Source organism: Amycolatopsis albispora (assembly GCF_003312875.1).
GTDB classification, from domain to species: Bacteria; Actinomycetota; Actinomycetes; order Mycobacteriales; family Pseudonocardiaceae; genus Amycolatopsis; species Amycolatopsis albispora.
Genome location: NZ_CP015163.1, coordinates 1,101,399 through 1,114,195, shown reverse-complemented (window position 1 = coordinate 1,114,195; position 12,797 = coordinate 1,101,399). Strand labels below are relative to the sequence as shown.

At 71.8% G+C, this 12,797-nt stretch carries 14 protein-coding genes; 6 read left to right on the top strand and 8 right to left on the bottom strand.

Translation table 11 applies throughout. From position 1 onward, the window contains the following. The first annotated feature begins 147 nt into the window (after positions 1 to 147). Positions 148 to 534: a DUF7715 family protein gene (locus A4R43_RS05395; protein ID WP_113691283.1), complete on the top strand. Its 387-nt coding sequence runs from the start codon at positions 148 to 150 to the stop codon at positions 532 to 534. An 8-nt stretch (positions 535 to 542) separates the two neighbouring features. Here the strand turns inward: A4R43_RS05395 and A4R43_RS05390 are convergent, their stop codons facing one another. After that, the gene (locus tag A4R43_RS05390) at positions 543 to 1,172 is read right to left on the bottom strand and encodes a TetR/AcrR family transcriptional regulator (RefSeq protein ID WP_113691282.1); all 630 of its coding nucleotides are present in this window, start codon (positions 1,170 to 1,172) and stop codon (positions 543 to 545) included. 281 nt (positions 1,173 to 1,453) lie between these two features. On the opposite strand from A4R43_RS05390, the gene A4R43_RS05385 reads away from it, so the two are divergent. After that, positions 1,454 to 2,272: an enoyl-CoA hydratase-related protein gene (locus A4R43_RS05385; RefSeq protein ID WP_113691281.1), complete on the top strand. Its 819-nt coding sequence runs from the start codon at positions 1,454 to 1,456 to the stop codon at positions 2,270 to 2,272. Here A4R43_RS05385 and A4R43_RS05380 read toward each other — a convergent pair. From A4R43_RS05380 to A4R43_RS05360, 5 genes are all read right to left on the bottom strand, one after another. Next, a complete protein-coding gene (locus tag A4R43_RS05380; protein ID WP_113691280.1) occupies positions 2,254 to 2,745 on the bottom strand; it encodes a methylated-DNA--[protein]-cysteine S-methyltransferase in 492 nt (163 codons plus the stop codon). The two genes, A4R43_RS05385 and A4R43_RS05380, sit on opposite strands and share 19 nt — an antisense overlap. Next, positions 2,742 to 4,070: a bifunctional transcriptional activator/DNA repair enzyme AdaA gene (locus A4R43_RS05375; RefSeq protein ID WP_113691279.1), complete on the bottom strand. Its 1,329-nt coding sequence runs from the start codon at positions 4,068 to 4,070 to the stop codon at positions 2,742 to 2,744. Before A4R43_RS05375 ends, A4R43_RS05380 begins: the two co-directional genes overlap by 4 nt. Before the next feature lie 55 nt (positions 4,071 to 4,125). Further along, entirely contained in the window at positions 4,126 to 5,682 is a 1,557-nt protein-coding gene (locus A4R43_RS05370) for an acyl-CoA carboxylase subunit beta (RefSeq protein WP_113691278.1), read from the bottom strand. A 1-nt stretch (position 5,683) separates the two neighbouring features. After that, positions 5,684 to 6,400: an SDR family oxidoreductase gene (locus tag A4R43_RS05365; protein ID WP_113697363.1), complete on the bottom strand. Its 717-nt coding sequence runs from the start codon at positions 6,398 to 6,400 to the stop codon at positions 5,684 to 5,686. A gap of 71 nt (positions 6,401 to 6,471) precedes the next feature. Then, on the bottom strand, positions 6,472 to 7,224 hold the full coding sequence (locus A4R43_RS05360) for an SDR family oxidoreductase (protein ID WP_113691277.1): 753 nt from the start codon (positions 7,222 to 7,224) through the stop codon (positions 6,472 to 6,474). A gap of 105 nt (positions 7,225 to 7,329) precedes the next feature. Here A4R43_RS05360 and A4R43_RS05355 point away from each other — a divergent pair, with 105 nt between their 5' ends. Next, a complete protein-coding gene (locus A4R43_RS05355; protein ID WP_418190808.1) occupies positions 7,330 to 7,965 on the top strand; it encodes a TetR/AcrR family transcriptional regulator in 636 nt (211 codons plus the stop codon). Between the two features lie 43 nt (positions 7,966 to 8,008). Here the strand turns inward: A4R43_RS05355 and A4R43_RS05350 are convergent, their stop codons facing one another. Beyond that, positions 8,009 to 8,968: a helix-turn-helix transcriptional regulator gene (locus A4R43_RS05350; protein ID WP_113691276.1), complete on the bottom strand. Its 960-nt coding sequence runs from the start codon at positions 8,966 to 8,968 to the stop codon at positions 8,009 to 8,011. Positions 8,969 to 9,010: 42 nt separating this feature from the next. Between A4R43_RS05350 and A4R43_RS05345 the strand changes: the two genes are divergently transcribed. Genes A4R43_RS05345 through A4R43_RS05335 form a run of 3 tightly spaced genes read left to right on the top strand, consistent with a single transcriptional unit; the run spans position 9,011 to position 11,541 of the window. Next, positions 9,011 to 10,135 (top strand): epoxide hydrolase family protein, encoded by a 1,125-nt coding sequence (locus A4R43_RS05345; protein WP_113697361.1) that lies wholly within the window; start codon positions 9,011 to 9,013, stop codon positions 10,133 to 10,135. 9 nt (positions 10,136 to 10,144) lie between these two features. Further along, positions 10,145 to 10,588, top strand: coding sequence for a nucleoside deaminase (locus tag A4R43_RS05340; protein WP_113691275.1), 444 nt, complete (start codon positions 10,145 to 10,147; stop codon positions 10,586 to 10,588). Positions 10,589 to 10,590: 2 nt separating this feature from the next. Next, a complete protein-coding gene (locus A4R43_RS05335; protein ID WP_113691274.1) occupies positions 10,591 to 11,541 on the top strand; it encodes an isopenicillin N synthase family dioxygenase in 951 nt (316 codons plus the stop codon). Positions 11,542 to 11,546: 5 nt separating this feature from the next. Here the strand turns inward: A4R43_RS05335 and A4R43_RS05330 are convergent, their stop codons facing one another. Continuing rightward, positions 11,547 to 12,773 (bottom strand): GGDEF domain-containing protein, encoded by a 1,227-nt coding sequence (locus A4R43_RS05330; RefSeq protein ID WP_236808783.1) that lies wholly within the window; start codon positions 12,771 to 12,773, stop codon positions 11,547 to 11,549. Positions 12,774 to 12,797: the final 24 nt, after the last annotated feature.

The following is a 12,797-nucleotide window of genomic DNA, read 5'->3' as shown; positions in this document are numbered from 1 at the left end:
TTGGTGTCCCGAAAGCCACATTCGTGACACCGGGCCGGTCAGGCGCAACCCACCTCGGAGCAACGGGCACGGACCCGGCTGGCGGTGGGTTTTGTCGGTGGCGGGTGGTACTGGTGAGGCAGGTGATTCGCCGGCCGGGAGGAAGCCATGAAACTGCTCGTCGCGACCTCGGTGACCCAGGGCAGCCGCGGGAACGACTTCAGCTACTGCGTCGACGGGGAACTGGTCTGGATCGGCCTGGTCTGCAGCGAGGACCAAGCCGACCCCGACGGCGGGTGCGGCTGCGGGCGCGCCTTCTCCGGCATGAACTCCCACCGCGCGGGCACCACCGCGATGGTGGTCGACCGGCCGGGCTTCACCGAGGCCGACTACGTCGAGGCCATCCGCTCCAGCCTCGACCAGCAGGGCTTCCCCGCCGACATCGCCGGCGAGCTGGCCGCCAGCCTGCTCCGCCTGGCCGCCCACTACCCGGCGGGCACCGTGGTGGAACGCCGCCTCGACGACATCTTCCCCCGCGCCGTCGTGCCGTATTGAAGAGAGCTCTAGAGCGGCCGCAACGCGGAAAGCAGCAGGTCCGCGTAGTGGTCGCCGACCTGCTGCGCGGACATCGAGCCGCTGCGGCGGTACCACGAACCCAGGTGGTGCACCCCGCCGAAGAAGAAGTCCAGCACCAGATCGGCGGGCTTGTCGGCGCGGAACTCGCCGCTGGCCTGCCCTTCCTCGATCAGCGACCGGAACCGCTCGTGGTACTTGCGGCGCTCGGCACGCACCGACTTCTGCTTCTCCGGGCTCAGGTGGTGCATCGACTGCATGAAGATGGTGGCGTCGTCGAGATTGGCGATCGTGCTGACCACCACGTCGGAAGCGGCGGCGCTGAGCCGTTCGGCCAGCGGCGCGTCGCTCGCCATCAGCCGCTCCAGCTGGTCGGTCTGCTCGCGCAGCACCCGCGCGTAGATCTCGTAGAGCAGATCGTCCTTCGAGCCGAAGTAGTGGTACATCGCGCCCTTGGTGACGCCGGCCGCCTCGACGATCTCCTGCACCGACGTCCGGTCGAAGCCTTTCTTGGCAAAAAGCTTGGTGGCCACCGAAAGCAGCCGCCGCGGTACCGACCCCGGAGCGTAACCGTTCTCCTCGACCGTGGTCCCCGGCTTGCCGGTGCTGGCTCGAGTCATCGCCCGGTCCCCTTCGCCTCACCCGGCTCACCTGCGGCGAGCCGGCCCTGATCGGACGCTGAGCCTACCGATCCGGTGATCACTGTACGTACACCGGTCCACCGCTCGTCCGCGCGCCCGGAACTCCCGGCGCAGGATCTTGCCACTCAGCGTCCCCGGTGGCGCGCCGAACACCTCGATCGGGCGATACCCGCGCTCTCGAAGTTACGCCTCGACGGAGACCTAAGCAACCGCTTAGTCTGTAGCTGTCCCAAGGACATGAGCACACCAGGAGGCGCCCGATGTCCGGAACCACCCTGGCCGACGGCCTGCGGTACGCCGTGTCGAGCGGCGTCGCCACGCTCACCTTCGAGCGCCCCGAACGGCACAACGCGATGGACCCGGCCATGCGCACGCGCTACGGCCGGACCCTGCGGGAAGCCGAACGGGATCCGGCCGTGCGCGCGGTGGTGGTCACCGGCGACGGCCGCTCGTTCTGCCCTGGCGCCGATCTCGACGCGCTCGCGGGCATCGGCGCCACCGGCGTGGCCGACGAGGAGGTGGCCGCTGACGACGGTGGCCACGCCGACGTGCTCGCCGCCGCGACCGTGGCGAAACCGGTGGTCGCCGCGATCAACGGCGGCTGCGCCGGGCTCGGTTTTGTGGTCGCCTGCGCCGCCGACGTCCGGTTCGCGGCGTCGGGCGCGAAGTTCACCACCGCGTTCGTGCGGCGCGGGCTGATCGCCGAATACGGCATCGCCAAGCTGCTGCCGGAACTCGTCGGCCGCGGCCGCGCGCTGGACCTCCTGCTCTCGGGCCGCACGTTCACCGCCGAACAGGCGCTGGACTACGGACTGGTGCAGGAGGTCGTGCCGCCGGAGGAACTGCTCACCGCGGCGACGGCGTACGCGCGCGAACTCGCCACCTACAGCGCGCCCCGGTCGATGGCGTTGATCAAGGAGCAACTGCGCGTGGAGGCGGCGCTGCCGCTGGCCGAGTCCGCGCGGCGCGCCACCGCGCTGATGGTCGAGTCCTTCGGCCACCCGGAACTCGCCGAGGGCGTGGCCAGCTGGACCGAGCGCCGCCCGCCCGCGTTTCCGCCCTACCCCAGCGAAAGCTGACCCGGCACCCCTTCGAAGGCGAGCAGGAACTGCTTGCGCGGCAGCCCACCGCCGTACCCGGTGAGGCTGCCGCCGCTGCCGATCACCCGGTGGCACGGCACGATGATGCTGATCGGGTTGCGCCCGTTGGCCGCGCCCACCGCGCGCACCGCCGTCGGTTTGCCGATCCTCGCCGCCAGTTCGGCGTAGGAAACCGTTTCCCCGTACGGAATCCGCGACAGCTCCATCCACACCGAACGCTGGAACTCGGTCCCGTCGAAGTGCAGCGGGAGAGCGAACTCCCGGCGCTGCCCGGCGAAGTACTCGTCGAGCTGGCGCGTGGTCTCGGCGAACGGCGTCTCGTCACGCACGCCGAAGGTTTCCTCCGGCGGCAGGTGCCGCTGCTGTTCCATGTAGACACCGGCCAGCCGGTCACCTTCGGCCACCAGCGTCAGCTTGCCGACGGGGCTGTCCACCACCGTGTGGGCCCTCATGCGATTTCCCTTTCCCTTCCAGCGTTTTCGAGATGTTGTGCGGCGTAGGCCCGCCACGGGCGCCATCGCCTGCCGTCCCCCGCGCACGGGAAGGCGTCCGGATCACCCAGCGCGCGCATCGCGATCAGCTCCACCTTGGCCGGATCGAGGGCGGCCAGCCGCGCCCTGGCCCGCGTCCAGTCGCTGCCCGCGCCGAGTTCGAGTTCACCCTCGGCCAATGCCCGGGCCAGTTCGGCGACCGGTTCCTCGTCGACCAGCGCCGCGGGTTCCGGGAAGAGCAACGAAAGCCCGCCGCCGGGATCGGCGACCGGGTCGCCGTGCTTCGCCACCAGTTCCGCCGCCTTCTCCCCCGCGAACGCCCGCAGCGCGAACTCGGCGCCGTCCACCGTGCGCGGCACCCGGCGACCGGGGTACGCGGCGACGAGCGGAGCGAGGGCGGGGTCCTCGGCCAGCAGTGCGTCGACCGCGACGGGATCGGCGTCGAGATCGAGCAGGCGGCGGCAGCGGTTGATCGCGGTGTGCAGGTCACGCAGGTCGGCCAGTGACAACTCCGCCGCTATGTGACCCGGCATCGGCCGCAGCGACACGATCGCCGGGCCGTGCGGCAGGCGCAGCGTCCGCCGGTACGCGCCGTCACGCCACTCCTCCACACCCGGCAGCGCTTCGGTGGCGAGTGTCGCGAACAGGCTGTCGGCGTACAGCGGGGTGCGGAACGGCAGCCGGAGGGAAAGCGAGCCCGACGCCGGTCCGCCGTTCCCGGCCCGGCGGCGCAGTTCGGTCGGTGACATCGCGAAGACCTCGCGCACGGTGTCGTTGAACGTGCGCAGGCTGGCGAACCCGGCCGCCAGCGCGACCTCGCTCATCGGCAGCGCGCTGGTTTCGATCAGCAGCCGCGCGGTCTGCGCTCGCTGCGCCCTGGCCAGCGCCAGCGGCCCGGCGCCGAGTTCGGCGAGCAGCTGCCGCTGCACCTGGCGGACGCTGTAGCCGAGCCGGCGCGCGAGCCCGTCGACGCCGTCGCGGTCGACCACGCCGTCGGCGATCAGGCGCATCGCCCTGGCCACCAGGTCGGCCCGCTCGTTCCAGCGCGGCGAACCGGGGCTCGCGTCGGGGCGGCAGCGCTTGCACGCGCGGAACCCGGCCTGCTGCGCGGCCGCCGCGCTGGGCAGGAAGCGCATGTTCTCGGCCTTGGGCGGGACCACCGGGCAGCTGGGACGGCAGTAGATCCGCGTGGTCAGCACGGCGGTGAAGAACCAGCCGTCGAACCGGGCGTCCTTCGACCGCACGGCCCGCACGCACCGCTCGGTGTCCTCGTGTACCTCTCGCACCGCACCAGCATCGCCGCGCCCGCGACGTCACGCTAGCGGAAATGCGACAGCTACCTCACGGCCGCATGCCGAACGACGGGCGGCCGAGCAGTTTCGGCAGCACCCGGTAGGCGTCGGTCACCCAGTCGCACAGCCGCGCACGGGTTTCGCGGGGGTCGATCACGTCCTCCACGCCGAACCGCTCGGCCGTGCGGAACGGCGAGCGCACCGCGTCCAGCCGTTCGCGGATCTCCGCCAGCAGTCGCTCCGGGTTCTCCGCCGCCTCCAGTTCCGCGCGGTACGCGGCCTCGATCCCGCCCTCGACCGGCAGCGAACCCCAGTCACCCGACGGCCACGCCCAGCGGCGGACCAGCCGGTGCCGGTTGGTGATCCCGGCGCCGCCCACGCCGAACACCCGCCGCACGATCACCTCGGCCGACGGCACCCGCGCCTGGTACACGGCGGTGATCGCCCGCGCGCCACGGCGGATCGAGCCGCGCTGCTCCCCCGCCGAGCCGATCACCATGCCCGCCTGGTCGGTCAGGCTGACCAGCGGCAGGTGGAAGGTCTCGCACAGGTCGACCAGCCGGGTGACCGCGTCGGCGCCCTCCGCGGTCAGCGTGACGCCGCGGTACGGGTCGGTGGCGAGCACGCCGACGGGATGGCCGTCCAGCCGCGCGAGGCCGGTGTAGGCCGAACCGCCGTAGCACGCGTAGTCGAACACCGAACCGGCGTCGAACACCGCGTCCAGCAGCGGCCGCAGGCGGTACGGCTTGCGCCGGTTGCGCGGTACCAGCGAAAGCAGCACCTCGTCCGCCCGCGCCGGATCGTCCGGCGACGGCACCACCGGTGGCAAAGAATCCACATTGGACGGCAGATACGACAGGAACGCCTTGATCACGGCGAAGGCTTCGGCCTCACTGCCCACGATCCGCTCGACCGCACCACTGCGCCGGTGCACCGCGGCGCCACCGAGTTCCTCTTTGGACAGATCCTCGCCGGTGGCGTGCCGCACCAGCGGCGGCCCGGCCACGAACAGCTGCCCGATGCCCTCGACCAGCACACAAAGGTGCGACATCACCGCCCGAGCCGCGCCCAGCCCGGCCACCGGCCCGAGGCAGGCCGAGACCACCGGCACCGCGGAAAGGTTGTCCACCACCAGATCCCAGCCGGGATTGGCGGGCACATAGGTGAAGCCGGAGTCCTCCAGCGACTTCACGCTCCCACCGCCACCGGTGCCCTCGATCAGGCGGACCAGCGGCATGCCGAGCTCACCGGCCAACCGCTCGGCGAGCACCTGCTTCCCGGCGATCGCGGCGTCGGCCGCGCCACCGCGCACGGTGAAGTCGTCCGCACCGAGCGCCACCCGGCGCCCGTCCAGCCTGGCCGTGCCGACCACGAAGTTGGCCGGGGTGAACGACGCCAGTTCACCGTCCGATGTGTACTGACCGAACCCGGCGAGCACGCCGATCTCGTCAAAGCTGCCCGGATCGGCCAGTGCCTCGATCCGCTCGCGCACGGTGAGCCGCCCGGCCGCGTGCTGGCGGGCGACTTTCGCCTCGCCGCCCATGCGGTGGGCCAGCTCGCGCCGCCGGGCGATCTCGTCAACCTCGGCCTGCCACTCCCCGGTCATCTCACTCCCCGAGCGCTTCGACCTTCCGCTGCAGCTTGTTCATCCCGCCCAGCCACCGATCGGTCTGCGTGGCGCGCGCGGCGTAGTAGTCGGCGACCTCCGGGTGCGGCAGCACCAGGAACCGCTTCTCGGCAATGGCTTCGAGCAGCGCGTCCACCACCTGCTCCGGCTCGATCGCCGACGCGCCCATCAGCAGCTGACCGCCTTTCCCGGTGTTGGCCAGCATGTTCGTGCGCACGCCCTGCGGGCACACCGCGTGCACGTCGATGCCGCGGTGGCGGTAGGTGGCGCTGAGCCATTCGGCGAACGCCAGCGCGCCGTGCTTGGTCACCGAATACGGCGCCGAGCCCAGGCTGGTCAGGATCCCGGCCGCGGACACCGTCGCGACGAACCGGCCGCGCCCGCGGTCGAGCCACTCCGGCAGCAGCGCGTTCGCCGCCCGGACGTGGGCCATCACGTTGACGTCCCAGGTACGTGCCCACACCTCCTCGGGGCTGTCCGCCCCGCCGAGCGGCGCGATGCCCGCGTTGGCGCAGAAAACATCGATCTCGCCGAGCACCTCGCGTGACCGGGCGAGCAGCCGCTCCACACCCTCGACCCCGGCGGCGTCCCCGGCGACCGCGGTCCCGCCGATCTCCTCCGCCACCGCGGCGGCCGCGTCACCGTCGAGATCGGCGACCACCACCCGGGCGCCTTCGGCGTGGAACCGGCGCGCCATCGCCGCGCCGATGCCGGCGCCGCCGCCGGTGACGACGATCCCGGCGCCCTCGAGCCCCACGAGCCCCACGGTCACAGGCCACCGACCAGCGTGCGGCCGCCGTCGAGCACCATGGTCTGCCCGGTGATCCAGCTCGCTTCGTCGGAGAGCAGGAAGGCCACCGCGCTCGCGATGTCGTCGGGCACGCCGAGCCGCTTCATCGGGTACGCGGCCGAAACCTCCTCCTCACGGCCTTCGTACAGCGCCGTGGCGAACTTGGTCTTGACCACCGCCGGCGCGACCGCGTTGACCCGGATGCCCGGCCCCAGCTCCGCACCGAGTTCCACGGTCAGCCGGATCAGCGCGGCCTTGCTGATGCCGTACATGCCGATGCCCGGCGACGCGCCGAGCCCGGCGACCGAAGCCACGTTGACCACCGACCCGCCGTGCTCGCCCATCCACGCGTCACGCGCCTGGCGCGTCCAGGCCAGCGGCGCCAGCACGTTGACCGCGAGGATCTTCGCCGCCGCTTCGGCTTCGATGTCCAGCGTCGGCCCGTAGACCGGATTGATGCCGGTGTTGTTGACCAGCATGTCGAGGCTGCCGAAGGTCTCCACCGCCTTGGCGACGGTCTCGGCCTGGTGCGCCGCGTCGTCGGCCTTGCCGGGCACGGCGACCGCGTGGTCCGGCCCGCCCAGTTCGGCGACCGCCTCGGCCAGCGGTTCCGGCTTGCGCGCGGTGATGACCACCTTGGCGCCCCGGTCGACGAGGGTGCGGGCGATGCCGAGGCCGATGCCCCGGCTCGCGCCGGTGACGATCGCGACGCGGTCCTTCAACGAGTTCATCGTGGTCGTTCTCCTTGATGGCTGAAGCCCGAGCTAAGCGCTCGCTTACACTGTGCAGCGGCGGGCCGCCTGTCAAGCCCGCCAGGATCGGGGAGGTGTGCCGCGATGAGCGAGCCGAGCGGCGCGGTGCCGGCCGAACTCTCGACCGAGCTGTGGCCGGACGTGCAGCCCGACGCGGCCAGGCGGCTGATGCTGGCCGGGGTCGAGTCCTTCGCCCGCCGCGGTTTCCACGCCACCACCACCCGGGACATCGCCGGCCGCGCCGGGATGAGCCCGGCCGCGCTGTACGTGCACTTCCCGTCGAAGGCGGCGCTGCTGTTCGCGATCAGCAAGTACGGCCACGAGCAGACGCTGCAGCTGGTCGAGCGCGTGGTGGCCCGGCCGGAACCGGCCACGGCGAAGATGACCGCGCTGGTCGAGGACTTCGTGGCCTGGCACGCGCGGCGGCACACCGTGGCCAGGGTCGTGCAGTACGAGCTGCAGGCGCTGCCGGAGGCGGAGTACGAGGAGGTCGGGCGGCTGCGGCGGCGCATCGAGCAGCTGGTCCGCGAGCTGATCACCGAGGGCGTGGAGGCGGGCGAGTTCGACGTGCCGGAGCCGCGCACCGCCGCCAGGGCGGTGCTGTCGCTCGGCGTGGACGTGGCGCGCTGGTACAGCGACCGCATGCGCAAGTCACCCGCCGCGCTCGGGCGCGAGTACGCCGGCCTGGTGCTCAACATGCTGGGCGCCAAGGCGGGCTGACGAGGGGTGCGCACGCGCCCAGGATGACATACTAAGCGGTCGGTCATCCAGCCCGGGCGAACCGCGCGGCCAGCTCGCGCACGTGCGCGACCAGCTCCGGCGGGTCCTCCACCTCGAAGTCGCAGCCGAATCTGGCCAGGTAGAACGGGATTTCCTGGATCCGCGCGCCCCCGGCGTGCAGGCGGCAGGTGTGCTCGTCGATCGGCTCGACCGCACCGATCGCCGCGCCGACCAGTTCGCTGATCCGGCTCGCGGGCGCGTGCAGCTTCACCCGGCAGTGGTACCGGTAGGGCGCGGTGGACAGCTGCCGCGTGAGATACGCGCCGAGATCCGCGGCGGGCGGCTCACGCGGAGTGAACCGGCCCGCGATGCGCGGTTCGTCGGTGATCCGGTCGACGCGGAAGGTCCGCCACGCCGCCTTGTCCACGTCCCACGCGAGCAGGTACCAGCGGCGCCCCGTGCAGGCGAGCTTCAGCGGCTCGACCCGGCGTTCGGTGGCGGCGCCGTCCCCGGACGCGTAGGCGAACCGCAGCCGCTCGGTGTCACGGCAGGCGGCCGCGATCGTGGTCAGCCGGGCCGGATCGACCGCCGACACACCACCGCCGAGCGGCAGGGTCACCGAGCGGAGCGAGTCCACGCGATGACGCAACCGCACGGGCAGCACCTGTTCGAGCTTCATCAGCGCCCGCACCGAGGTTTCCTCGATGCCGGTCACCGTGCCGCCCGCCGCGGTGCTCAGGCCGACCGCCACCGCGACGGCCTCTTCGTCGTCCAGCAGCAACGGGGGCAGCGCCGCCCCGGGGCCGAGCCGGTAGCCGCCCGCGACGCCGGGCGTCGAATGCACCGGATAACCCAGTTCCCGCAAGCGATCCACGTCGCGGCGCACGGTCCGCACGTCCACTTCGAGGCGCGCGGCGAGATCGGCGCCCGCCCACTCGCGACGTGCCTGCAGCAACGCGAGCACGCGCAGCAATCTCGCCGAGGTTTTCACCCGATCTCCCATCGAGGACTCACCCTGTCCTGAATGACTCCTAGCTTGGTGACCATGAGCGAAGAGATCAAGCCCTTCCGCGTGAACTTCCCCGAATCCGCCCTCGACGACCTGCGTGCCCGGCTCGCGCAGACCCGCTGGCCCGACGAACTGCCCGGCGTCGGCTGGGCCCAAGGCGTGCCGGTGAGCTACCTGCGTGAGCTGGCCGAGTACTGGCGCACGGGCTACGACTGGCGCGCGGCCGAGCGGGAGCTGAACGCATACCCGCAGTTCACCACCGAGATCGACGGGCAGCGGGTGCACTTCCTGCACGTGCGCTCGGCTTCGGCGGAGGCGACCCCGCTGCTGCTCACCCACGGCTGGCCCGGTTCGATCGTCGAGTTCCTGGACCTGATCGAGCTGCTGACCGGCGAGTTCCACCTGGTCATCCCGTCGCTGCCGGGGTTCGGGCTGTCCGGGCCGACCACCGAGAGCGGCTGGAACTCGCCCCGGATCGCGCGTGCCTGGGTCGAGCTGATGGACCGGCTCGGGTACGAGCGGTTCGGCGTGCAGGGCGGGGACACCGGTGCGATCGTCTCGCCGGAGGTCGCCCGGCTGGTCCCCGATCGGGTCATCGGCGTGCACTGCAACGGGCTGACCGCGTTCACGCCGGTGGACCCCGGAGCGGAGCTGACCGAAGCCGAGCAGGCACGCGTGGAGCGGTTGCGGTATCTCGAAACCGAGCAGTCCGGCTACGCGATGATCCAGATCAGCAGGCCGCAGACGCTGGCGTTCGGCCTCACCGACTCGCCAGCGGGCCAGCTCGCCTGGATCGTGGAGAAGTTCCACGAATGGACCGATCCGGCGGCGGAACTGCCCGAGAAGGCGGTCGATCGCGACCGGCTGCTGACCAACGTGATGCTCTACTGGCTGACCGGCACCGCCGCGTCGTCGTCCCGGCTGTACTACGAGACCGCGCACGCCGGGGCCTGGGCGGCGGCGGAGAAGTCGGCCGTGCCGACCGGGGTCGCGGTGTTCCCGCACGACGTGTCGATCCGGCGGACCGTGGAACTGGAGCACACCGTGGTGCACTGGGCCGAGTACGACCGCGGCGGGCACTTCGCCGCGATGGAGGCACCGGACCTGCTCGCGGCGGACATCCGGGCGTTCTTCGGCTCGTTGCGGGGAGAAGCGCAATAGGCTGGGCTCATGGACGACAAGAGCATGCTGGCCATCGCGCGGGAAGAGGCGATCCTCGGCCGGGACGAGGGCGGCGTGCCGATCGGGGCGGCGTTGTTCACCGCGGACGGGGAGCTGCTCGGCCGCGGGCACAACCGGCGCGTCCAGGACGATGACCCCTCGATGCACGCCGAGACGGCGGCGTTCCGCGCCGCGGGACGCCGCCCGCACTACCGCGACACGGTCATGGTGACCACGCTTTCGCCGTGCTGGTACTGCTCGGGGCTGGTCCGCCAGTTCGGCATCGGCCGGGTGGTGATCGGCGAGGCGGAGACCTTCCACGGCGGGCACGACTGGCTCGCCGAGCACGGGGTGGCGATCAGCGTGCTCGGCGATCCGGCCTGCGTGGCGCTGATGCGGGAGTTCATCGCGGCGCGGCCGGAGCTGTGGTTCGAGGACATCGGGAAGGACTGAGCATGGGTGCCGTACCGCTGATCGACCTGGACCCGTGGTACCGCGGTGAACGGGCCGCCGTGGCCCGCCGCGTCGACGAAGCCCTGCAGGACTCCGGTTTCCTGCTGATCACCGGCCACGGTGTCGATCCGGGGCTGCGGGCGGAAACCCGGCGGCTGGCGCGGGAGTTCTTCGCCCTGCCGCCGGCGGTGAAGCAGCGGTACGCGGTGACCGTCGGCGGCCGCGGCTGGCTGCCGCCCGGGGTGGAGGCGAACGGGTACGCCGAGGGCACCGCCACCCCGCCGGATCTCAAAGAGTCCTTTTCGGTCGGTGCGGACACCGGTGTCGGCGATCCGGCGGTCGACTCGTTCTGGTTCCAGCGCAACGTTTTCCCGGCCGAGGTGCCCGGTCTGGAAAGGACGGTCACGGCGTACCTCGCCGAGATGCGCCGGGTGTCGGACGACCTGCTCACCCTGTTCGCCGTCGCACTCGGCCTCGACGCGGCGCACTTCACCGCGCACACGCGGCACCCGACGTACACGATGAACATCAACTGGTATCCGCCGCTGACCGCGGTGGGCACGCCGGAGCCCGGCCAGTTCCGCATCGGCCCGCACACCGATTTCGGCACGGTGACCGTGCTGGACCGCCAGGCCGGGGTCGGGGGGCTCCAGGTCTGCACCGCGGGCGGGCGGTGGGAGGACGCGCCGTTCGACCCGGCGGCGTTCACCGTGAACATCGGGGACCTGATGGCACGCTGGACCGGTGACCGCTGGCGCTCGACCCGCCACCGCGTCCTGCCGCCTGCCGCCGACGCCCCCGACGAGGACCTGGTCTCCCTGATCTTCTTCTACGAGACCGACCACGACGCGCGGATCACCTCGCTGGCACCGCCGCTGGGCCGCACCAGCTATCCCGAGGTGGTCGCTTCGGCTTACCTGAAGGAAAAACTGGACGCCATCACGGTCGTCTAACGCATTTACGGCATGGTGCGCACGCGGTCGCGGCCCGCGTCCTTGGCCACGTACAACGCCCGGTCCGCCGCGGCGAGCAGCGACTCCAGCGTGTGCCCGTCCCGTGGTTGCGCGGCCACGCCGATCGAGGCGGTGATGCCGATTTCCCCGCCGGGCACCGGAACCAGCACCTGGCCGACCCGGCGCCGGATGCGCTCGGCGATGGTGACCGCGTCGAACCGGTTGGTGCCCGGCAGCAGGATCGCGAACTCCTCGCCGCCGAACCGGCCGAGCACGTCCGCGGCGCGCACCTCGGCCCGCAGCGCGGCGGCCACCGCCCGCAGCACCTGGTCGCCGGTGAGGTGGCCGTGCCGGTCGTTGATCGCCTTGAAGTGGTCGAGGTCCACCATCAGCACGCTCGACGGCAGCCCGCGCCGCCGCCCGCGGGCGAGTTCGCCGGTGGCCACCTCGGTCCACTTCGCCGCGTTCAGCAGCCCGGTTTTCCCGTCGGCACCGGCCTGTTCGCGGAACTGCTGCACCAGCGTGCTCCGGTGCAGCACCAGGGTCACCCCCATGATGAGCACCAGCACCGGCGGCCAGTCCACCAGCGCCCAGGCCAGCAGCACGCCGAGCGCGATGGTCGCCGCTTCCAGCGCGTAGTCGGCCGGGGTGAACATCGCCTCGCGCAGCCTGCTGCCGGGCCTGCTGCGGTACACCGCGAAGGTGATCAGCGCGGTGTTGCTCAGCCCGTAGATCAGCGCGGCGCCGAAGATGGCGAACTCCTGCGGCGCGAACGGCACCAGGTTCGCCAGGTAGGCCGACACGATCGAGGCGGCGGCGCTGAAGGTCTGCCGGTAGACCGGGCGGTGGCGCACCCGCAGCCAGCGGTAGGCGAACGACACCGAGATGACCACCGCGGCCAGCCCGGGGTGCAGCAGGAGCGCCGCGGCGAACATCCAGACCGAGTTGAGGTCGATGTGGGGGCCGTCGAGGAAATCCGCGCGGCTGCGGTCGATCGAGCGGGACACCTCGACGTAGACCACGCAGCAGGCGAGCAGGATCCAGAACGGGCGCCAGTCGCGGGCGGGCACGGGCAGCGCGTGGAAGGCCGCCGCCGCGCCGGTCAGCGCGGTCAGGTCGACCGCGAGCACGTAGCCGACGAGAAACCGGTCGGGCAACCGCCACAGCCGCCAGCGGGCGATCGCGAGCACCCCGAACGGCCCCCAGCCGGACTGGGTCCGCTCCCCCTCCACCTCGTCAAGGAAACCACTGTTCGC

Bases quoted from the DNA above. Each gene is read 5' to 3' on its own strand.
- A4R43_RS05395 (WP_113691283.1), top strand. From the start codon at position 148: ATGAAACTGCTCGTCGCGACCTCGGTGACCCAGGGCAGCCGCGGGAAC.
- A4R43_RS05390 (WP_113691282.1), bottom strand. From the start codon at position 1,172: ATGACTCGAGCCAGCACCGGCAAGCCGGGGACCACGGTCGAGGAGAAC.
- A4R43_RS05385 (WP_113691281.1), top strand. From the start codon at position 1,454: ATGTCCGGAACCACCCTGGCCGACGGCCTGCGGTACGCCGTGTCGAGC.
- A4R43_RS05380 (WP_113691280.1), bottom strand. From the start codon at position 2,745: ATGAGGGCCCACACGGTGGTGGACAGCCCCGTCGGCAAGCTGACGCTG.
- A4R43_RS05370 (WP_113691278.1), bottom strand. From the start codon at position 5,682: ATGACCGGGGAGTGGCAGGCCGAGGTTGACGAGATCGCCCGGCGGCGC.
- A4R43_RS05365 (WP_113697363.1), bottom strand. From the start codon at position 6,400: ATGGCGCGCCGGTTCCACGCCGAAGGCGCCCGGGTGGTGGTCGCCGAT.
- A4R43_RS05360 (WP_113691277.1), bottom strand. From the start codon at position 7,224: ATGAACTCGTTGAAGGACCGCGTCGCGATCGTCACCGGCGCGAGCCGG.
- A4R43_RS05355 (WP_418190808.1), top strand. From the start codon at position 7,330: ATGAGCGAGCCGAGCGGCGCGGTGCCGGCCGAACTCTCGACCGAGCTG.
- A4R43_RS05350 (WP_113691276.1), bottom strand. From the start codon at position 8,968: ATGGGAGATCGGGTGAAAACCTCGGCGAGATTGCTGCGCGTGCTCGCG.
- A4R43_RS05345 (WP_113697361.1), top strand. From the start codon at position 9,011: ATGAGCGAAGAGATCAAGCCCTTCCGCGTGAACTTCCCCGAATCCGCC.
- A4R43_RS05340 (WP_113691275.1), top strand. From the start codon at position 10,145: ATGGACGACAAGAGCATGCTGGCCATCGCGCGGGAAGAGGCGATCCTC.
- A4R43_RS05335 (WP_113691274.1), top strand. From the start codon at position 10,591: ATGGGTGCCGTACCGCTGATCGACCTGGACCCGTGGTACCGCGGTGAA.